Origin of the sequence: Lactobacillus sp. HMSC08B12, assembly GCF_001808415.1 — a bacterium.
Taxonomy (GTDB): Bacteria; Bacillota; Bacilli; order Lactobacillales; family Lactobacillaceae; genus Lactobacillus; species Lactobacillus delbrueckii.
On record NZ_KV793194.1, the window covers coordinates 14336 to 33998 of the forward strand.

The window sequence follows — 19663 nt, forward strand, 5'->3', positions numbered from 1 at the left end:
CGCCGCGTTTAGCCACTTCGCTATTCCTCCGTTGAAGTACTCTATTATATTAACGAAAAAACAGGGTAAGTGCAAGGTTTTTTGGCAATTTTTTTACTTTTTGGCTTAAACTTCCAGGCGCAGGTCCTCTGCCTGGGCAAAGCTCAAGCGGTCGATGAAGAGCCAGCGCATGAAGAAGCCCAAGGCAACTGGGTAAACGACGTAGAGAACCGTCAACAGGATGATGCTCCCCCAGCCTGGCGTCATCTTGGCGTAAGCCGCCAGGGGTCCGATCAGGCCGCTGAAGCCAAAGCCAGCGGAATTAGGCGTCCCCTGCAGGTTGAAGATGGCGGCCAGAAGACCGGACAAAGCAGACGAAAGCAGGACCGGGACAAAAAGCTTCGGCTTCTCCAGCATATTGGCCATCTGGATCTTTGGCGTCCCGATGAAGTGGGCCAAGGTGGTCCCCATCCCGTTGACGCTGTAGCTCATAATCCCCAAAGTGTAGGCCGCCCCAGTGATGCCCAGGTTGGCGGCCCCGGAGGCAACCCCGGTCAAGCCGATCGCCACCGCGATCCCAACTGAAGAAATCGGGGACACGATCATAGCCGCGAAGGACATCCCGATCAAGACACCCATCAAGAGCGGCTGCAGCTTGGTAAAGGCCATGACGATCATGCCGATAAAAGTGGTCACGGTTTTAACGTATGGCAATATCAAGAGGCCGATCCCGCCGCCAACGACCAAGACGATGATTGGCAAGAGAATGGTCGTGTAGGAACCAAGCTTGTTGCCAATCAATTTGATCAAGAGGATGGCTAGGGTGATCGTCAAGCCGATGTTGATAACGTCACCAGTCCCGGCGACCATGATCAAGCCGTTTTTAAAAGTAACCGCGCCAGACCCGATCATGGCCGCGGCTGCGACCGAACACATCTGGATCATGTTCATCTGGAAGAGGTAGGCCGCGCAGAAGCCGGCCATGGCCGCCAGCAGGCTCTGGGTAAAAGTAGTGATGTTGATGACCGTCTGGGCAAAAGCCGGAGCTACACCCAAGAGGGCCTTCATCAGCTGGCCTAAAATCGCGGCCGGCACCAGGGCAGCAATGACCCCGAGTCCGATCCCGTTTAAAATGTTCAGCGTGCCTTGCTTAAGGCCGTTTGTTTCTTTACTTTCCGTCATTCTTATTTTCCTCGACAAATTTCTTGATTCTGCTTACGCCTTCTTTAATTTCGTCCAGTGCCGTCGCGTAGGAGAAGCGGAGCCAGCCCTGCCCGCCCTTGGCGAACCAGGAACCGGCACAAACACCGACATGGGCCTGGTCAGCCAGCTCATAAACGAATTCCGTTTCTTTTTGGTTAAGACCGGCTGGAATCTTGGCCCAGATATAGAAGGCCCCCTGCGGTTTGATCACTTCAAAGCCGGTTTCCGTCAAAGCCTGGTAGAGGTAGTCCCGGCGCTCTTTGAAGGCGGCCTTCATTTCCCGGGCATCCCTGTCCCCGTTTTTAAAAGCTTCCTCGGCCGCGTCCTGCATTGGGGTCGGTTCAGTCGTGGTGATGAACTGGTGGACCTTGGCCAGCTGGTCAGTGATTTCCTGGGGAGCCGCCATGATCCCGATCCGGTAGCCGGTCATGGCCCAGGACTTGGAGACCCCGTTTAAAACGATGGCCTGGCTTCTGAGGGACTTGGCCATTGAGGCGTGCTCTTGCTCGTAGTTCAGTTCACTGTAGATTTCGTCGCAGAGGACAAAAGTTGGCCGGTCCTTGATTACTGCCGCCAAAGCATCCAGCTCTTCCTGGCTGTACATGACTCCAGTCGGGTTGGTCGGGTAGTTCATGACCAGAATCCGGAGGCGGTCGCCGTATTCGTCAACGGCTGCTTGCAGCTGGTCTGGCGTTAATTTGAAGCTGGTCTGGGAAGTGTCGATCTGGACAACTTCAGCTTTTTCCAGGGCCGCGTCAGCAATATATAAAGGAAAGATCGGGGTTGGCAGGACCATCACGTCGCCTGGGTTGATGATGGCAGACATGACCGTGTAGATGGCTTCCGTTGCCCCGTTGGTAGCGATGATTTCGCTTAGCTCATAGTGCATGTCGTAATGCCGGGCCAGGAAGTCTGCCGCGGCTTTTCTGAGTCCTGGCGTCCCGTTTGAAAGAGCGTAGTGGGAGTGGTTGTCCACGATCCCCTTGATGGCAGCCGTCTTGATATGGTCCGGGGTATTGAAGTCTGGCTCGCCAACCGTGAACTTGACGATGTCCGGGTACTGGCTCGTATACTTGGCAAAATTCAGAATAGCTGAAGACTTTACTTCCGCTACTCCCTGCTTAAAGTGCTTAGTTAAATCAACCATGGTGTCCTCCTTGGCTACCGTAAAAACAAAAAATCGCGGATCAGATGATCCACGATTACCAAAGTCTGCTAATGCGCGTGTTCTTGAAACCGCCGGATCTTGATTCCTGCCGTTTCAAAAAATGCTGAGAAAACTCTTATTATTGAAACTGCAGATGCATGTTCTTGCTTGAAAACTTGCATCCGCAGATGCAAGCTAGTTCCAGTAATAAAAGCTAAAGAATTTCGCGTTCTTGCTGATTAAAGCGTTCATGATTCTTGTCCTCTCTCAACATTTGATGCTTTAACTATATCTTAAGAACAAATTAAAGTCAAGCGCGATATGTTAATTTTCTTCCCAATTTTCAGGATTAGCCAACAGGTCCTGCATGGCCTGCAGGAGGTCACGGCCGACTGTGATTGTTCCGGGCTTAAGGAAGTAGCTCAAGGAAATTTCTTCTTCCAGCTGGCCCAACAGCTTTTGAATTTTCTCCGCTTCTTGTTCTTTTCCAGCCATCTGCTGCCTCTTTTCTTAAAATCAATCTGACGACAAAAGTTCTTTTCCATTTTACCAGATTTTTGACCTGCTTTTTTGGTGCGCAAAAAAGGCCAAGCCTTCCGGCCTGGCCTTGCTTATTGCGTTAGCTGGATTCGAACCAGCGCATGACGGTACCAAAAACCGTTGCCTTACCACTTGGCTATAACGCAATCTTACTTGTGAGCTGATCGCTCAACAAATAATATATTACCTAATTTCCTAGCTTTGGTCAACAGTTTTCGACAACTTTTTCTAAAAATCTTTTCCCTTAAACCCGGGCCGGCAGGTCGACCTGGCTTTCAGCCAAAACCTTGCCCTTTAAGGCACGCAAGAATTCATTGTAGTAATAAGGCTGCTCCAGGTCCAGTTTCTCGCTTAAAGTGTAAACCCGGAAGCGGTAGTCGTGGTCCTTGTCCGGCGGAGTCGGCCCGATATAGCCCGTATGCACTTCTTCTGGATCGGTTAAAAAGCGGGAAACAGTACTATTGTAACCCTGGGGCGTATCCGTCGTCCGGCTGAAGTCAGCTGGAATTTCGCTGACTGCTGGCACGTCGCTGGCCAGCCAGTGGATCCAGGCAAAGCCGCAGACCGGAATGGAATCATAGTCGACCAAGGACCAGGCCAGGTACTTGGTCCCTTCCGGCAGGTCCGTCAAGGTAAAAGGAAAAGACACTACCGGATTGCCGGCTTCTTTAACGCTGGCATACTTGGCATATTCATCGGGCAAATAGCCCTTATCCAATTTAACTTGAATCTGCATGGTTAAACCTACTTTCTTTACTCAAGACTTACTATACATCATCTTCATTTTAACATTTTTTCTGTTAAACTAATTAACGGCGTATTTTATAGGAGTTTTCTCATGTCACGTTACAAAATTCAAGCCTTTCTCTTCGTTTTCGTAGCCTTCATGTTGGGCTGCAATGAATATATGATCGTCGGCGTTTTGCCGGATATTTCCCGGGAAATAAATGCCTCCCTCAGCAGCTTGGGCTACCTGGTTACCGTATTTGCCTTGGTTTATGCTGTCGCCACTCCCCTGGTCACTTCCCTGACCAAGTATTTCAAGCGCCACCAGCTCCTCTTCTTTTTGATGGGGATCTTCTTTATCGGCAATACCTGGACGGCCTTGTCACACAGCTATGTCAGCCTGCTTTTGTCCAGAATCCTGTCAGCCACGACAGCCGGGGCGATTATTTCCCTGATCCTGGTTATCGCCAACTTCGTGGCTCCCTTGGAAAAAAGAGCCTCGCTTCTCTCCTGGATTTTTGCCGGCTTCTCGATTGCTTCCATCATCGGCCTGCCAATCGGGACCTTGATCTCAACGACTTTTTCCTGGCATGCTAGTTTCTGGATGATCTCGCTTCTGACACTCGTAACCTTTATCCTTTTACTGGCCTTCGTGCCCCGGGACACTCCGCAGAGCCAGTCCAGCAAGGGCAATAAGCAGTTTGCCATCCTGGGCAACTGGCACATCCAGCTGACCCTCCTGGCCATCATCCTGGTCTGCGCGGCTCAGTATACCTACTATACCTACATCCGGACCTTGATCACCGACTACATGCATTTCCCGAAGAGCTGGCTGAATGTCCTGCTCTTGCTGCTAGGCTTGGCCTTTATTGCCGGCAACAAGACTGGGGGCTTTCTGGCCAACCATGGCGGGATCAAGCGCCTGCCTTTGGTCTTTGGCATCCAGACTGTTCTGCTCGTCCTCTTGGCTCCCCTTTTGCCTCTGTCCTGGCTAGCCTTCCTGTGCATCGTCGGCATCTGCTGCGTCAACAGCATGTACGGGTCTTCCACCCAGGTTTATTTCATGGACCTGGCCGCGGCTGAATATCCAGAGTCAATCGACTTCGCTTCCAGCTTCAACTCAATTTTTGCCAATGTCGGCATCTCCCTGGGCTCCTTTACGGCAGCGCAAGCGGCAGGCTTGACCGGGATCGCCAGCACCCCCTACTTTGGCGGGGTCTACAGTTTGCTCAGCTGCCTTCTGATGCTCCTGGTCTGCCGGCAATTAGCTGCTAAGAAGTAAAAATAGGCAAAAGCTGAAAAAATGAATAGATAGTAAAAACTCGCCGCACGGCGAGTTTTTTAGTCGAATAAAGTTTGCCAGTTGGCATCCCGGTGTGCGGCAAAGCACATCTTCACCTGTTCAGTTGAGTTCTTGTTTTCTGCCAAAGGCGGCAGGTCATCTTCCTTAAACCAGGCCGCCTGGCTCGTTTCAGAGTTGGCCTGGAATTCCCCACCTAAAGACTGGCAGAGATAATAGATGTCGGTAATCCCATAAGGGTGAATGGAGCCATGGTGCTTGAAGTGGTCTTGAACAGCGATAATTTTGACCGGTTTGACAGTTAAGCCTGACTCTTCCCGGCACTCCTTAATGCAGTTGTCAGCTGGAGACTGGTCGACGTCACACCAGCCGCCGGGCAGGGACCAATGCCCTTCTTTTTCCTGGACCAGGAGAATCTGGTCATCCTTGAAAATGGCCGCCCTGGTCGCGATTTTCGGAGTCTGGTAGCCAATTTCATTACAAAAGAGCTCTTTGACCTTGTCATAACTGACCGCGCTTTTTTCCGCCAGCATTTCCGCGGCTATTTCCCGCAGGCGGCTGTAGCGCTCCGTGTCAAAAATATCCTTGCTGTAGGCCAGGCCGGTCTGCCCGATCGCTTGGATTTCCATGGCCCAGTCAATCAATTTGTCGCCTTTTTTCATCATGCCCTCTCTTCCTTCTGCTGTAATTGTTCCTGCCTTAATTATAGTCAAAAGGGAAAAATTTTTGCGCAAAAAAGCAGATCCGGAGATCTGCTTTCTTGACTATCTTTAATCTCGATTATTTGACGTAGGCTTCCTTGAAGTCCCAGTTGCCCCGGTTGTAGACCGCGTTCTTTACACTGGTCCGGACCAGCATGACGCTGGTTGAGTAGTAGAGCGGGCAAATGCCGGCATCGTTTAAGAGGATGTCTTCAGCCTTGCTCATGTCGCTCCAGCGCTGGCTGGCAGACATGGTAGTCTTGGAGTCAGCAATCAGCTTGTCGTATTCGCTGTTTGACCATTGCCCGTCGTTTTGGCTGTTGCCAGTCGTAAACAGGTCCAGGAAGGAGATTGGGTCAGCGAAGTCGGCGATCCAGTCGATCAGGCCCAGCTGGAAATTGTGGCTGGCCAGGCGGTTCAGCAGGGTCTTGAATGGCACGCTGTTAACTTCCACCTTAACCTGCGGCAGGGTTGCTTCAATGTTGGACTGGATTGATTCTGCCGTCTTCTCGGCACTGTCCGTGTCACTGGAGATCAAGGTCAGCTTAATCTTGCTCTTGCCCAGTTCAGCCAGGCCCTTAGCCAGGTACTGCTTGGCCAGCTTCTTGTTGCCGTCCTTCGGGTAAAGGCTCTTTGCGCTGCTGGAGATCAAACTAGTGTAATCTTTGCCGTTGACCTTGGTCAAGTCCTTGGAGGTCAAGGTGTTGGCCGGCTGGCTGGCCCCGCCGTCGATGGTAGAAACCAGGCCCCCGCGGTCAATTGCCAGTGACAGGGCCTTGCGGATGTTGGCGTTCTTGACGTATTCGTTGCCGCTCTTGCCCTGGCTGAATGTCATGTAGTAGGTCCCGCCTTGCGGCAGCAAGGTGAAGGCCTTATCGCTCTTCAGCTGCTTGATTTGTGAAGGATCAAGGGAAGTAGCGTCCAGCTTCTTAGCCTGGTAGAGGTTGTAGGAGGTCGTGGTTGATTTTTGTACGCTCCAGTTGATCTGGTTCAGCTTGACCTTGCTCTTGTCCCAGTAGTACTTGTTCTTGACCATCTTCCAAGACAGGTTGGACCCGGTCCAGCCCTTTTGGATGTAAGGGCCGTTGTAGACCAGGTACTTGGAAGCTGTCCCGTACTTGGAGCCATACTTCTTAACGGCTTTTTCATTTTGCGGGAAGAAGACCGCGAAGCCCATCAGATTGTTGAAGTAAGGGATCCGCCGTTCCAGGGTCACGACCAGCTTGTACTTGCCAACCGCTTTGATCCCCAGGCTCGTTGCCGGCTTCTTGCCAGCTACGATCTTGTCAGCATTCTTGATGCCAGAGAAGAGGTATGAGTATTCTGATTCAGTCTTCGGGTTGACTGTCCGCCGCCAGGAGTAGACAAAGTCCTGGGCCGTCACCGGATCCCCGTTGGACCACTTGTCGTTCTTTCTCAAGGTAAAGGTGTAAGTTTTACCGTCTTTGGAAACTTTTTCAGAGGTTGCCAGGCCGGGAGTAATCTTTGAGTCCTTGCCCAGGCGGTACAGGCCTTCAAAGGTGTTGGAGATCTGGGTAAAGGAAACTGAGTCGGTCGCTTTTGACAGGTCCATGGTCGGAATTTCAGCACCAGCTGACCAGTTCAGAGTTTTTTTGGCAGATGAACTTGCCCTTGAAGAGCCACATGCCGTTAACGCGAGTGCCGCCAGGCAGACGCAGGCTGCTTGACCTAAGTTTTTCGGAATTTTCATTGTCTTGCCCCCTGCTTTCACATCTTTGTCATCACTAGTTAATTTTTTAAGCTTGTACTCATTGTATTTCCATTTTGCAGCATATGCAAGGACTTGTCTTTTTTTCCGGAAAACTCTTAGTTTTGGAAGTTTTCTGTCCGACACGGATTTACTTTATTCAGTTGGTCTAGACTTTTGCTTAATTTTCTTATGTGGATAAGCTGGGGAGAAAAATTGGTCTGCTCAGTCAATTTCCTTGAAATACAATCCTTGGTGCTCAACCAGACTCTCTCCTTCTTCCCGCAACTGCCCCTTAAGGTTAAAGAAAATTGTACTAAAACCATCTTCAATCCGCATAAGCGAAAAATCATTCTCCTGCTTAAGCAAGATATTTAAGCTGCCGTAATTGTCAATCACCATAGTATCGATGATTTCTCCCAGCCGCTCTAAGCCACTGTTTCCTAGGTTATTGTTTTTCAGATCGGGGTAAAGGGCATTAGCCACTGCTTCATCTAAGTAGACATATGACTCGTGCTGGTACATCAGCGCGAAGGCAATAAATTTTATTTTTTCTGCAAATCGCGGCTTAAAGTGTACGTTTAAATACATCTCTAGTTCTGCATAATCTTCATTTTGAAAAGTAAACGGAACAAAATCAGCAAAATACTTGTCTGATTGCTGGTCAATCAAGTGGTCAATAAGATCAACGGCATTGTCATAATTCATGGGCAAAACTCCACTGTTCATTACATTATATTTTGATCTATAGATTACTTACTATTCATTAATCTATAGAGTTCCAAAACACCTAAAAGCAGACTAAACCCTCCTAAAATTAAGTAGTCATATGTCGAATTAGACCTTTCTGTCCGTACCGTTAATCTTGCGGCAGACCACCCCGTAAAAAATATAAATATAAACGCTAATATGCTTCTGGAAACTTTACTAGTCAAGATTTTTTTCATCGCATTTTTTATACTTCCGTTTTATATAATGTAAGCATTTTTATTTAATTTCATATCAATTTTACCCCCACTAAGCAAAAATACAAGTAACAGCTAAAAAAGGGCATCCCTACAAGCACATTTCATGGCTTAAGAGATACCCACGTTTCTACTGAAAAACATTATCTGAAATTGATGCAGAAAAAAAGCACCAGCAAAATGCTGATGCTTTAAATCTCTTGGATTCGATATGATCTGTTGTGACCATATGTGACCATTTGAAGTCTCGAAACCGCTGATCTGATGCCGTTCTTGACGATCCAGATTAACGCTTTGAGAATTGTGAAGCCTTGCGGGCCTTCTTCAGACCTGGCTTCTTTCTTTCCTTCATTCTTGGGTCACGAGTCAAGAAGCCGGCCTTCTTCAGTGGACCACGGAAGTCTGGGTCTACTTCAAGAAGGGCACGGGCGATACCATGACGGATCGCACCGGCTTGACCTGAGAAACCACCACCGTTAACGTTAATGATAACGTCGTATTGGCCTTCAGTTTCAGTCAAAGTCAAAGGTTGCTTAAGGTCCTTAACCAAGATTGGCAATGGAATGTAGTCAGCAACATCCTTGTTGTTAACAGTGATCTTACCATCGCCTGGTACTAAACGAACGCGAGCTACGGCGTCCTTACGACGACCAGTACCTGCATATGCAGCTTGTTGTGCCATCTAAACTACCTCCTAGATCAAATTGTTAATGTCTAACTTTTCAGGCTTTTGCGCTTCGTGCTTGTGTTCTTCACCAGCATAAACGTGCATCTTCAAGAATTCTTGGTGGCCAAGAGTGTTCTTTGGAAGCATACCCTTAACTGACAATTCAACCAATTTAACAGGGTTCTTGGCAAGCAATTCGCCAGCTGATACAGACTTCAAGCCGCCACGGTATTCTGAGTGGTGGTAGTAGATCTTGTCAGTTGCCTTCTTACCAGTCAGCTTTAACTTAGAAGCGTTAACGATGATGACGTTGTCACCAGTGTCAACGTTTGGGGTAAATTGAGGCTTGTTCTTACCTCTAAGGATAGTAGCAACAGCAGTTGAAAGACGGCCCAATGAAACATCAGTAGCGTCAATCAAGTACCACTTACGTTCAATTTCACTAGTCTTTGCTAATGGTGTAGTACGCAATGTAAATTCCTCCGTTTAATTCGTAGTTTGAATACAATAAGTTTCCGGGGCCTACCGTGGACAAACATACTCCTATATCATATGTCCTAAATACCAAAATGTCAATTATAAATCAAGGTCGAGCCGATATTTTCTTGGCACCTCCTCGTAAAAGACATGGTAGAGGTACAAGCCGCAGGACTGGGCGGTCTGCTGGACCTCCAGCCGGTTCTTGGCCGCGATCACCCGCTTTAAGTCGTGCACCGGCCGGCGGCCATTGCCGATCTCCAGCAAGGTGGCCACCAGGATCCGGACCATGTTGTACAAAAAGCCGGTCGCGATAAAGTCCATGATCACTTCGTTGTTTTCTTCATCCAGGGCCACGTTGACATAGTACATGTCCCGGACTTTATCCTCAATCTGCCCGCCGCTGGCCGCGAAACTGGTAAAATCATGCCGGCCCAGGAGGTCCTTGGCGGCTTCTTGCATCTTTTCCACATCTACAGGATATGGGTAGTGTCCTGTGTAAAAACGCTTAAAGGGGTTTACGAAGCCGTCCAGGCTGACCCGGTAGCGGTACCACTTCCCCTTGACGGAAAAACGGGAGTGGAAATCTTTATCCACAATTTCACAGTCAGTAAAAACCATATCCATCGGCAGCTGGGAATTTAGGGCCTTGATCATGTTGGCTGCCGGAATTTCCCTGCCTGGATAGTCAAAGTGGATTACCTGCCCGACTGAGTGGACTCCGGCATCAGTCCGACCTGACCCGAAGACCCGGACCTCCTGGCCCTTAGTCATCCGCTTGAGAATCTCCTCTACCGTCCCTTGAATCGTTCTTTGCCCCGGCTGGGACTGAAAGCCATGAAAGTCATGGCCGTCATAGGACAATGTCAATTTGTATCTGCTCGTCATCAATGCTTCCTTGTCGTGATCATCAAAATTGTCAACAGCAGGCAGTAGGCTGCTGGAATCAAGTCCACCTTACTCCATTCCAGGATCCGGTAGCGGGTCCGGCCCTCACTGCCCTTGTAGCCCCGGGATTCCATGGCTGTGGACAAGTCCAGGGCCACTTCCAGAGAATCGATAAAAAGCGGCACCAGCATCGGGACAACTGACTTAGCCCGCTTGACCAGGCCGCCGTCGTTAAAGTCGGCACCCCGGGACCGCTGGGCATTCATGATCTTGACCGTCTGGTCAAACAAGGTCGGCACGAAGCGCAGGGCGATCGAAATCACCAAACTAATCATGCCCACGTTGACCTTGAAGAGCTTGAGCGGCGTCAGCATCCATTCCATGGCATCCGCGATTTCCAGGGGCTTGGTCGTCACCGTCATCACTGTTGACACCAGAATGATCATGGCAAAACGGATGAAAACGTACAAACCATTGATCAAGCCCTCGCTGGACAGGGTAAATATCCACCAGTGCCAGTAGACTTTTCCACCGGCCATGAAGAAGGTCTGCAGAAGGGAGGTGAAAACAATCAGCCAAATCATTGGCTTGACCCCGTCCCAAAAAACTCTGGCCTTTAGTCCCGTCGCGAAAACGCAGGCCAGGCCGAAGATGCTGATCACCAGATAGCTGACCCAGTTGTTGGCCAGGAAGATCATGATGATAAAGTAAAAAGTCGTCAGCAGCTTGGCCCGCGGGTCTACCCGGTAGACAAAGGTCGTCCCCGGCAGGTAGCGGCCGATAATAATCTTACTCATGCTCTCCCCCCTTCAAGCTTTGCTTGATCGCGTCCGCCAGCTCCGGCATGGTTAAAGGCTGGCCCGGCAGCTTTAAGCCAGCCGCCTCAAGTTTTGCGGCAAAACGGGCGCTGCGGGGTTCAGCCAGGTGGTGTTTTTGCAGCCATTCACTGTCTTTGAAGACTTCCTTAGGGCTGGCATGCTTGATCAAGCGGCCATGCTCCAAAACCAGTACGTCGTCGGCGTAATCTGCCACGTCATCCATGTTGTGGGTTACCAAAATCACCGTATGCCCAGCTGCCTGATAGTCCTTAAACAGCTGCATCATTTCCAGCCGCCCCATTGGGTCCAGGCCAGCTGCCGGCTCATCTAAACAGATGATCTCCGGCTCATAGGCCAAAACCCCAGCCAGGGCCACCCGCCGCATCTGCCCGCCGGACAGGTCGAATGGCGAATGCTCAATCAAGTCATCTTTCAGACCCACCTTTTTAAGCCATTTTAAGGCCGCCTCACGGGCCTCATCTTCACTGAAGCCAAAGTTCCTTGGCCCATACTCAACGTCCTTTAGAACCGTGTTTTCGAAGAGCTGGGCCTCTGGAAACTGAAAGGCCAGGCTCACCTTGCGGCGCAGGTCCTTCAAGCCCTTGTTGCCAGTCTCCGGGGTGATGGTGTAGCCCGCGATTTCGATCTTGCCACTGGTGGGCTTTAACAGCGCGTTAAAGTGCTGCATTAGGGTCGACTTGCCGCTGCCCGTATGGCCAACCAGAGCGATGAACTTCCCCTCTTCCAGGCTGAAATTCAGCTGGTCCAGGCCGATCGCCTCCAGCGGTGAGCCAGGGCTGTAGACATAACTTACATTTTCGAATTTAATTGCCATAAGCTCTGAACCAACTTTTCCTCATCATCAATTTCATCCGGGAGCACAATCCCCCGTTCCTTCAAGAGCTGCTTGAGCCGGTAGACAAAGGGAATATCCAGGCCGATCCGCTCCAGCATCTCCACCTTGGAAAAAATTTCCTCCGGCTTACCTTGGTCTAGCAGCTGGCCGTCGTCTAAGACCAAAACCTGGTCAGCCCCCGCGGCCTCTTCCAGGTCGTGGGTGATGGAAATAACCGTCAAGTTATTGTCTTCCTTGATCTTCCGAACCAGGTCCAAGATCTGCTCCTTGCCTTCCGGGTCCAGCATGGAGGTCGATTCATCCAGGATGATGACCTGGGGCTTGACTGCCAGGATGCCGGCGATCGCTACGCGCTGTTTCTGCCCCCCTGAGAGGTTGCTGGGCTCGCTGTCAGCATAATCAGCCATACCAACGTCAGCGACCGCCTGAGCGACGATTTTCAGCATTTCCGGCCGGGGCACTGCCCGGTTCTCCAAGCCAAAAGCAACATCGTCACTGACCGTGGCCCCGACAAACTGGTTGTCAGGATTCTGGAAGACAATGCCGACCTTCTCTCTGACTTCCCAAACCGTGTCAGCCCCCAGCTTGACCCCGTCAACTGTAATAGAGGACTTATCCAAATCATCTGGGGCCAGCAGGCCATTGATCAATTTAGAGACCGTTGACTTGCCGCTGCCGTTATGCCCGATCAGCGCCGTCCAGCTTCCCCGCTCAATCGCAAAAGAGAGGTCAGACACAGCTGGCCGCGGGCTGTCCGGGTAAGTAAAAGTCACATGGTCAAAAGAAATAATATTGTCGCTCATCGCGTCACCACCTATTTGCTCATTTCCCTCTATTGTATCAAGCCAGGGTAAAAAAGCGCAAAAAAAAATCATCCATGAAGAGGGATGATATCGAACCATCTAAGCTAGACTAAGGTTTCCCCACCATCATCGCGCTTATTCTCGCTTTCATGAATAATTTCAAAAAGTATTAAATTTGCAGCTTGAGAATTAAACCAATTCCAAAACTACCATAGGAGCTGCGTCACCCTTACGAGGAACTGCCAGCTTCATGATCCGGGTGTAACCACCGTTACGGTCCTTGTAACGAGGAGCTACGTCGCTGAAGAGCTTTTGAAGTGCTGACTTAACAACTACTTCGTCGCCTTCTTCGTGGATATCAGCGATTTCGTTACGTACAAAAGCAGCAGCCTTTCTTCTTGCAGCCAAGTCACCGCGCTTGCCCAAAGTGATCATCTTTTCAGCAGTGCGACGTACTTCCTTAGCGCGAGCTTCAGTAGTGACGATGCGTTCGTTAATGATCAATTGGGTAGTCATTTCACGGAGCATAGCTTTTCTTTGACTACTGTCCCAACCTAATTTACGGTATGACATTAATGTGCCTCCTTTATTACAGACTAGTCTTCTTGACGAAGTGAAAGACCCAGGTCTGCCAATTTATTCTTAACTTCTTCCAATGATTTACGTCCCAGGTTGCGTACCCGCATCATTTCCGCTTCTGACTTAACAGTCAAGTCTTGCAGGGTGTTGATGCCAGCCCGCTTCAAGCAGTTGTATGAACGAACTGAAAGGTCCAGGTCCTCGATAGTCATTTCGAGTTTCTTTTCCTTTTGGTCGTTCTCTTGTTCTACCATAACTTCGCCGATTTCGGCAGCAGCGTCAGCTGATTCGAAGGCCTTGAAGTGTTCGACCAGAACACGGGCGGCAAAGTTGAGGGCGTCATTCGGAGCGATTGAACCATTTGTCCAAATTTCCAGGGTAAGCTTGTCAAAGTCTTCTCTCTTACCAACCCGGGTTGATTCAACTTGGTAGTTGACCTTTTCGATTGGTGAGAAAAGTGAGTCAACTGGAATGTCGCCGATGGACATTTCAGCAGACTTGTTTTCGCTGGCTGGTACGTAGCCCCGGCCGTTGCAGACATCAATCCACATGTGCAGGTGGCCACCTTGAGCGATGGTACAAATGTATTGGTCAGGATTCAAGACTTCAACATCAGCATCAGCCTTCAAATCTTCAGCAGTTACCGTAGCTGGACCTTCAACGTCGAGTTCGATCGTCTTTACTTCTTCAGTGTAGGCCCGGAGTTCAAGCTTCTTCAGGTTCAAGATGATCTTGGTTACGTCTTCTTTAACACCGGGAACAGTAGTGAATTCGTGCAAGATACCATCGATCTTCACCTTCACCAAACCGGTCCCTGGGACAGAAGTCAGCAAAACCCGACGCAGTGAATTACCTAAGGTAGTACCAAACCCACGCTCCAGCGGTTCAACGACAAACTTCCCGTAACTGTCTTCTTGATCCACGACGGTAATATTTGGTTTTTTAAATTCAATCATTACTGGGCCCCTTTCAAAACGCACGTCTCAAAGTAAGATTTTATTAAACACGACGACGCTTTGGTGGTCTAGAACCGTTGTGAGGTACTGGAGTAACGTCACGGATTGAAGTGATTTCCAGACCAGCAGCTTGCAGAGCACGGATTGCTGATTCACGACCAGAACCTGGGCCCTTAACTGATACTTCGATGTGCTTCATACCTTGGTCAATTGCGCTCTTAGCAGCAGCTTCAGCAGCCATTTGCGCAGCAAATGGAGTAGACTTACGGCTACCCTTGAACCCCAAAGCACCAGCTGAAGACCAGGCAACGGCGTTACCTTGAACGTCAGTAATCATAACTAAAGTGTTGTTAAACGTTGAGTGAATGTGAGCCACGCCACTTTCAACGTGCTTCTTCACACGACGCTTACGAGCAGTTTTCTTTGCAGGCATCAATAAACCTCCTTATATTATTTTTGGATTAACGGCTTCTCTTAGCACCCTTACGAGTACGTGCGTTGTTCTTGGTGTTTTGACCACGAACTGGAAGACCGCGACGGTGACGGATACCACGGTATGAACCGATATCAACAAGACGCTTAATGTTCATGCTTACTTCACGACGCAAGTCACCTTCAACACGGTACTTGTCGACTTCTGCACGAAGCTTTTCTTGTTGTTCTGGGGTCAAGTCCTTTGAACGAACGTCTTCAGATACACCGGCTGCTGCACAGATTTCTTGTGCAGTGTGTTCACCGATACCGTAAATGTAAGTTAAAGCGATAACGACTCTTTTATCTCTTGGTAAGTCAACACCAGCGATACGTGCCATAGAATGCACCTCCTACTTTCTAAAATTAACCTTGACGTTGCTTGTGCTTTGGATTTGCAGGGCAAATAACCATAACACGACCATGTCTCTTAATGACCTTGCAATGTTCGCACATTGGCTTAACAGATGGTCTAACCTTCATGTTTGCCTCCGTTTTTATTTAATAAACCGATACGTAATTCTACCTTTAGTCAAGTCATATGGAGACAGCTCCACAGTGACCCGGTCGCCAGGCAGGATCCGAATGTAGTGCATTCTGATCTTGCCGGAAACGTGAGCCAAAATAGTGGCACCGTTTTCCAATTCGACTTTAAACATAGCATTAGGTAAGGTATCAACTACCTTACCTTCTACTTCAATGACATCATCTTTTGCCAAAGTTGCCCCTCCGCAATCAAAACAGTCATACTTCGAAATTATAACATGTTCGAAAAAATTTGCAAATTCTTTTAGCTAATCCTTGCTCAGGATAGCGTCGATATCTGCAAAAACTTTTTCAGGTGCTTGTTCGCCGTTTACAGTAGCGAGCAAACCCTTCTTGTCATAGTACTCCTTCAATGGAGTATTCATCTTTTCGTTAACTTCCAGCCGGTTCTTGACAACTTCAGGCTTGTCGTCTTCACGTTGATAGAACTCGTGGCCGCCGCAGCGGTCGCAAGTCCCTTCGACCTTAGGTCTCTTTGAGAACTTGTTGTAAGTCGCGCCGCAATTCTTGCACATGAACCGTGCAGATAAACGATCGATTAAAGTCTCTTCCTTGACATCGATTGCGATGACGTTGGTCAGCTGCTTGTTCAAGCGGGTAGTGATTTCGTCGAGCAATTCTGCCTGGTTAGTCGTTCTCGGGAAACCGTCAAGAATGAAACCATTCTTAACGTCGTCTTGACCGAGACGTTCTTCAACCAACTTAGCAGTTACTTCGTCTGGAACCAAATCGCCCTTGTCGATGTAAGACTTGGCTTCCAAGCCTACTGGAGTCTTGTTAGCCATAGCTTCTCTAAACATATCACCGGTTGAAATGTGAGCCAAGTGATACTTGTCAACGATTTGTTCAGATGCAGTACCCTTGCCTGCGCCTGGCAGACCAAGAAGAATCAAATTAATCATATTTTTTCACCTATCTAATAAATCCGGCATATTCACGCTTCATCAACAAACCGTTGATTTGCCGTGACAATTCCAGAACAACCCCGATAACGATCAACAAGCTGGTCCCACCCAAGCCAATTGAACTTGGCAGGTCCCAGATGTTGGTTGCAAGCTGTGGAAGCAAAGCAACCAAACCCAGATATACGGACCCGACCGTTGAAAGCTTCAGCAACATTGAACTTATATATTTCTCAGTGTCCTTACCTGGCCACACGCTAGGAATATATGCACCCTGCTTTTGTAAGTTTTCCGCCAGCTTCTCAGGATTTACCTGAACGAAGGCATAGAAGAAAGTAAATAGAATGATCAAAAGGGTGTAGATAATTGCACCAGGGGTTGTCTGCAAGCTAAAGATATTCGATAAGACCTGATACCAAGTCGTGTCGCCGTACTTGCCTTGGAAAGCCATCAAAATCGTGGCTGGCGTAACGATGAACGAACTGGCGAAGATAACTGGAATAACGCCGGAGACGTTAACCTTTAATGGTAGAAAACTTTCTGATCCACTGGTCGTCGCTCTTCTCGTATATTGAATCGGAATACGACGATCAGCTTGTTCAACCCAGGTAACGAATTTCGTTACCAATAAAATTGCGACAATAAGCGCAACGAAGAACGCAACTCCTTGCCAGCGATCACTTGCACTGTTGTTGATCACCTGATCTTGGAAGACTTGGTAAAGTCCGCCTGGCAGACGGGCAATGATCCCAGCAAAGATAATTACTGAAACCCCATTGCCTAAACCCTTATCGGTAATTTCATCACCCAGCCAAGTTAACAGGAAGGTACCAGCTGTCATGATCATACCGATTTCGAAGTAGGTTTGCCAAGTTTGAGTCTTAACCAGACCGAAGGAAGACAAGGCGTTAAAACCTAATGTAATCCCCACACTCTGGACAAAAGCAACAAACAGCGTTAAATACCGGGTAACCTGGTTGGTTTTGCGCCGGCCAACTTCCCCTTGCTTGCCCCATTCGACAAGCGTTGGTACGATGTCCATCTGCAACAGTTGGATAACGATTTGCGCAGTGATGTATGGTGATACCCCCAATGAGAAGATGGAGTAGTTGTCCAAGCCACCACCGGAAACCGTATCTAACACGGAAACAAGTCCCGTATTAGCAACTGTCGTCAGAGCCTTCGCATTTATCCCCGGAACTGTAATATTTGCACCGAGTCGGTAAATTACAAGGATAAACAAAGTATAGAAAAGCTTATTTCTAATTTCCTTATCCTTGAAGGCGTTCTTCAAGGTTGAAAACATTAGATCACCTCTACAGTGCCACCAGCTGCTTCGATCGCGCTCTTAGCAGCTTCAGAAACCTTGTTAACCTTTACAGTCAACTTAACGTTCAATTCGCCGTTGCCAAGTACCTTGACACCTGACAATTGCTTCTTAACCAAGCCCTTAGCCTTCAAAGCTTCGAAGTCAACTACGCTGCCTTCTTCGAACTTGTTCAAATCTGCAAGGTTAACGATTGCGTATTCCTTGCGGCTGATGTTCTTGAAACCACGCTTAGGCATAGTTCTGAACAATGGCATTTGACCACCTTCAAAACCTAAACGGGTTTTACCGCCGGAACGTGCGTGTTGACCCTTTTGACCACGACCTGAAGTCTTACCGAAGCCACTTGAAGTACCACGGCCGACACGCTTTCTAGCGTGGCGTGAACCTTCGGATGGGTGTAATTCATTAAGTTTCATTAAATTGGACCCTCCTTGATTTATTTGTTAACTTCTTCAACAGAAATTAAGTGAGCGATTTTCATCAGCGCGCCACGAGTTGCAGCGTTGTCTGGTTGGACAACAGTACTGTTGATCTTGCCTAAGCCGAGAGCTTCAACAACTTTTCTTTGTTCAGGCAGACGGTGGGCAACACTTCTAATTAAAGTAATCTTTAAATCTGTCATCTATAATCTCCCTAATCTTGCAAGCTCTTAGCTGATTCACGAAGCTTCAGAACGTCTTCGCGAGTCTTCAACTTTTGCAGACCATCGATAGTGGCCCGGATAACGTTGATTGGAGTGTTTGAACCCAAAGACTTGGAAGTAACGTCGCCGATACCAGCCATGTCCATAACGATACGTACGGCACCACCAGCTGCAATACCTGAACCGGCTTCAGCTGGCTTAAGCAGAACGTTACCTGAGCCGTAGTGGCCAAGTACTTCGTGAGGAATAGTAGTACCAACAGTTGGAACTGAGATCATGTTCTTCTTGCCGGCTTCGACTGCTTTGCGGATAGCTTCTGGAACTTCAGTTGCCTTACCAGTACCAAAGCCAACGTGACCCTTCTTGTCACCAACGACAACTAAGGCAGCAAATCTTTGACGGCGACCACCCTTAACAACCTTGGTAATCCGGTTGATGGCGACCAATTGATCTTCGATGTCTTCCTTGCTTCTACGATTTTTTGAATCGTTTCGGTTTGCCATGTGTTAATCTCCTTTCCTAGAATTCTAAGCCGTTTTCACGAGCTGCGTCAGCCAAAGCTTCTACACGACCGTGGTAGATGTAACCACCTCTGTCAAAGACAACTTCAGTGATGCCCTTGGCCTTACCAGCTTCAGCAATGGCCTTGCCAACTGCTTGAGCTTGTTCTACCTTGGTAGCATCCTTTGAAACGGACTTATCTAAAGTTGAGGCACTTGCAAGCGTGACACCCGCTACGTCATCAATCAATTGAGCGTAGATGTTAGTGTTTGAACGGAAAACACTCAAGCGTGGGCGCTCAGCAGTACCAGAAATCTTACCGCGAACACGTCTGTGGCGCTTTAAGCGCAACTTGTTTTTATCTGGTTTTGAAATCACAATTTCACCTCAAAATTTATTTTCTATTACTTACCAGTCTTACCTTCCTTGCGGCGAACTACTTCGTCAGCGTAACGGATACCCTTGCCCTTGTAAGGTTCAGGTGAACGCACGGCGCGAATTTCCGCAGCAAATTGGCCGACTACTTGCTTTGAGATACCTTCAATAGTAACGTCAGTTGCTGATGAGGTAGTCACAGTAACGCCTTCTGGGGCCTTCATTTCAACTGGGTGTGAGTAGCCAACGTTCAGAGTCAAGACATTGTTCTTGGCAACTGCACGGTAACCAACACCGATCAGCTTCAATTCCTTCTTGTAGCCAGTTACGACACCTTCGATCATGTTAGCCAGGTTGGCTCTCATAGTGCCGTGGATAGCCTTGTCATTTTCGTTTGAACGGCTGAAGCGGATTACGCCGTCTTCTTGTTCGAACTTGATGCGTGGGTCGAATTCTCTAGTCAATTCACCCTTTGGGCCCTTAACAGTAATTTCATTACCATTCTTGGTAACAGTGACACTTTCAGGGACGTTAATTACCTTTAAACCAATACGGCTCATTAATTGTTCTCCTTCCTGTCAG

27 protein-coding genes and 2 tRNA genes (1 of these 29 only partly in view) are annotated in these 19663 nt (G+C 48.7%); 1 reads left to right on the forward strand and 28 read right to left on the reverse strand.

Annotated features, from left to right (window positions below; translation table 11 throughout):
- The 6 genes from HMPREF3168_RS10360 to HMPREF3168_RS07495 all read right to left on the reverse strand — a co-directional run.
- Positions 1 to 30: transfer RNA gene (locus HMPREF3168_RS10360), tRNA-Tyr, on the reverse strand; it reaches 75 nt to the left of the window's first position.
- 75 nt (positions 31 to 105) lie between these two features.
- Positions 106 to 1161, reverse strand: coding sequence for a PTS sugar transporter subunit IIC (locus HMPREF3168_RS07480; RefSeq protein ID WP_003613369.1), 1056 nt, complete (start codon positions 1159 to 1161; stop codon positions 106 to 108).
- A complete protein-coding gene (locus HMPREF3168_RS07485; RefSeq protein WP_070489453.1) occupies positions 1148 to 2329 on the reverse strand; it encodes an aminotransferase class I/II-fold pyridoxal phosphate-dependent enzyme in 1182 nt (393 codons plus the stop codon). Before HMPREF3168_RS07485 ends, HMPREF3168_RS07480 begins: the two co-directional genes overlap by 14 nt.
- Before the next feature lie 324 nt (positions 2330 to 2653).
- Entirely contained in the window at positions 2654 to 2824 is a 171-nt protein-coding gene (locus HMPREF3168_RS10365; RefSeq protein ID WP_002878112.1) for a hypothetical protein, read from the reverse strand.
- A 119-nt stretch (positions 2825 to 2943) separates the two neighbouring features.
- Positions 2944 to 3015: transfer RNA gene (locus HMPREF3168_RS07490), tRNA-Gln, on the reverse strand.
- A gap of 98 nt (positions 3016 to 3113) precedes the next feature.
- Positions 3114 to 3605 (reverse strand): YbhB/YbcL family Raf kinase inhibitor-like protein, encoded by a 492-nt coding sequence (locus HMPREF3168_RS07495; protein ID WP_070489455.1) that lies wholly within the window; start codon positions 3603 to 3605, stop codon positions 3114 to 3116.
- 102 nt (positions 3606 to 3707) lie between these two features.
- Here HMPREF3168_RS07495 and HMPREF3168_RS07500 point away from each other — a divergent pair, with 102 nt between their 5' ends.
- Positions 3708 to 4877 carry an MFS transporter gene (locus HMPREF3168_RS07500; RefSeq protein ID WP_070489458.1) on the forward strand — a complete coding sequence of 390 codons (1170 nt, stop codon included), beginning with the start codon at positions 3708 to 3710 and terminating at the stop codon, positions 4875 to 4877.
- Positions 4878 to 4936: 59 nt separating this feature from the next.
- On the opposite strand, the gene HMPREF3168_RS07505 is transcribed toward HMPREF3168_RS07500, so the two are convergent.
- The 22 genes from HMPREF3168_RS07505 to rplF all read right to left on the reverse strand — a co-directional run bounded on the left by HMPREF3168_RS07505 (position 4937) and on the right by rplF (position 19641).
- Positions 4937 to 5560 carry an NUDIX hydrolase N-terminal domain-containing protein gene (locus HMPREF3168_RS07505; RefSeq protein WP_003613338.1) on the reverse strand — a complete coding sequence of 208 codons (624 nt, stop codon included), beginning with the start codon at positions 5558 to 5560 and terminating at the stop codon, positions 4937 to 4939.
- A gap of 115 nt (positions 5561 to 5675) precedes the next feature.
- Complete coding sequence (locus tag HMPREF3168_RS07510) at positions 5676 to 7307, reverse strand: peptide ABC transporter substrate-binding protein (RefSeq protein ID WP_070489460.1); 1632 nt, start codon at positions 7305 to 7307, stop codon at positions 5676 to 5678.
- A 222-nt stretch (positions 7308 to 7529) separates the two neighbouring features.
- A complete protein-coding gene (locus HMPREF3168_RS10785) occupies positions 7530 to 8012 on the reverse strand; it encodes a hypothetical protein (RefSeq protein ID WP_070489462.1) in 483 nt (160 codons plus the stop codon).
- 543 nt (positions 8013 to 8555) lie between these two features.
- The gene (gene rpsI / locus HMPREF3168_RS07520) at positions 8556 to 8951 is read right to left on the reverse strand and encodes a 30S ribosomal protein S9 (protein WP_002878121.1); all 396 of its coding nucleotides are present in this window, start codon (positions 8949 to 8951) and stop codon (positions 8556 to 8558) included.
- Positions 8952 to 8963: 12 nt separating this feature from the next.
- Entirely contained in the window at positions 8964 to 9407 is a 444-nt protein-coding gene (gene rplM, locus HMPREF3168_RS07525) for a 50S ribosomal protein L13 (RefSeq protein WP_003613334.1), read from the reverse strand.
- 105 nt (positions 9408 to 9512) lie between these two features.
- Entirely contained in the window at positions 9513 to 10301 is a 789-nt protein-coding gene (truA, locus tag HMPREF3168_RS07530) for a tRNA pseudouridine(38-40) synthase TruA (RefSeq protein WP_003613311.1), read from the reverse strand.
- Complete coding sequence (locus HMPREF3168_RS07535; protein WP_003613308.1) at positions 10301 to 11098, reverse strand: energy-coupling factor transporter transmembrane component T family protein; 798 nt, start codon at positions 11096 to 11098, stop codon at positions 10301 to 10303. The genes truA and HMPREF3168_RS07535 overlap by 1 nt, the downstream gene beginning before the upstream one ends.
- Positions 11091 to 11954, reverse strand: a complete 864-nt coding sequence (locus HMPREF3168_RS07540; RefSeq protein WP_003613344.1) for an energy-coupling factor transporter ATPase — start codon at positions 11952 to 11954, stop codon at positions 11091 to 11093. Before HMPREF3168_RS07540 ends, HMPREF3168_RS07535 begins: the two co-directional genes overlap by 8 nt.
- Positions 11930 to 12778, reverse strand: a complete 849-nt coding sequence (locus HMPREF3168_RS07545; protein WP_002878135.1) for an energy-coupling factor ABC transporter ATP-binding protein — start codon at positions 12776 to 12778, stop codon at positions 11930 to 11932. Before HMPREF3168_RS07545 ends, HMPREF3168_RS07540 begins: the two co-directional genes overlap by 25 nt.
- Before the next feature lie 189 nt (positions 12779 to 12967).
- Positions 12968 to 13351 (reverse strand): 50S ribosomal protein L17, encoded by a 384-nt coding sequence (rplQ, locus tag HMPREF3168_RS07550; RefSeq protein ID WP_002878136.1) that lies wholly within the window; start codon positions 13349 to 13351, stop codon positions 12968 to 12970.
- 23 nt (positions 13352 to 13374) lie between these two features.
- Positions 13375 to 14313, reverse strand: a complete 939-nt coding sequence (locus HMPREF3168_RS07555; RefSeq protein WP_002878138.1) for a DNA-directed RNA polymerase subunit alpha — start codon at positions 14311 to 14313, stop codon at positions 13375 to 13377.
- A 43-nt stretch (positions 14314 to 14356) separates the two neighbouring features.
- Positions 14357 to 14746, reverse strand: a complete 390-nt coding sequence (gene rpsK / locus HMPREF3168_RS07560; protein WP_003613372.1) for a 30S ribosomal protein S11 — start codon at positions 14744 to 14746, stop codon at positions 14357 to 14359.
- 28 nt (positions 14747 to 14774) lie between these two features.
- Complete coding sequence (gene rpsM / locus HMPREF3168_RS07565; RefSeq protein ID WP_003613363.1) at positions 14775 to 15125, reverse strand: 30S ribosomal protein S13; 351 nt, start codon at positions 15123 to 15125, stop codon at positions 14775 to 14777.
- Positions 15126 to 15150: 25 nt separating this feature from the next.
- The gene (rpmJ, locus tag HMPREF3168_RS09940) at positions 15151 to 15267 is read right to left on the reverse strand and encodes a 50S ribosomal protein L36 (RefSeq protein ID WP_002878160.1); all 117 of its coding nucleotides are present in this window, start codon (positions 15265 to 15267) and stop codon (positions 15151 to 15153) included.
- A gap of 14 nt (positions 15268 to 15281) precedes the next feature.
- A complete protein-coding gene (gene infA / locus HMPREF3168_RS07570) occupies positions 15282 to 15503 on the reverse strand; it encodes a translation initiation factor IF-1 (RefSeq protein WP_002878178.1) in 222 nt (73 codons plus the stop codon).
- 75 nt (positions 15504 to 15578) lie between these two features.
- Positions 15579 to 16232, reverse strand: a complete 654-nt coding sequence (locus HMPREF3168_RS07575; RefSeq protein WP_003613355.1) for an adenylate kinase — start codon at positions 16230 to 16232, stop codon at positions 15579 to 15581.
- 10 nt (positions 16233 to 16242) lie between these two features.
- Positions 16243 to 17538 carry a preprotein translocase subunit SecY gene (gene secY / locus HMPREF3168_RS07580; RefSeq protein ID WP_003613349.1) on the reverse strand — a complete coding sequence of 432 codons (1296 nt, stop codon included), beginning with the start codon at positions 17536 to 17538 and terminating at the stop codon, positions 16243 to 16245.
- The gene (gene rplO, locus HMPREF3168_RS07585; RefSeq protein WP_003613360.1) at positions 17538 to 17978 is read right to left on the reverse strand and encodes a 50S ribosomal protein L15; all 441 of its coding nucleotides are present in this window, start codon (positions 17976 to 17978) and stop codon (positions 17538 to 17540) included. The genes secY and rplO overlap by 1 nt, the downstream gene beginning before the upstream one ends.
- A 20-nt stretch (positions 17979 to 17998) precedes the next feature.
- A complete protein-coding gene (gene rpmD / locus HMPREF3168_RS07590) occupies positions 17999 to 18184 on the reverse strand; it encodes a 50S ribosomal protein L30 (RefSeq protein ID WP_003613312.1) in 186 nt (61 codons plus the stop codon).
- Between the two features lie 11 nt (positions 18185 to 18195).
- Positions 18196 to 18708 carry a 30S ribosomal protein S5 gene (rpsE, locus tag HMPREF3168_RS07595; RefSeq protein ID WP_003613365.1) on the reverse strand — a complete coding sequence of 171 codons (513 nt, stop codon included), beginning with the start codon at positions 18706 to 18708 and terminating at the stop codon, positions 18196 to 18198.
- 16 nt (positions 18709 to 18724) lie between these two features.
- Positions 18725 to 19084, reverse strand: a complete 360-nt coding sequence (rplR, locus tag HMPREF3168_RS07600) for a 50S ribosomal protein L18 (protein WP_003613307.1) — start codon at positions 19082 to 19084, stop codon at positions 18725 to 18727.
- Between the two features lie 26 nt (positions 19085 to 19110).
- Positions 19111 to 19641 (reverse strand): 50S ribosomal protein L6, encoded by a 531-nt coding sequence (rplF, locus tag HMPREF3168_RS07605; protein ID WP_003613373.1) that lies wholly within the window; start codon positions 19639 to 19641, stop codon positions 19111 to 19113.
- Positions 19642 to 19663 lie beyond the last annotated feature (22 nt).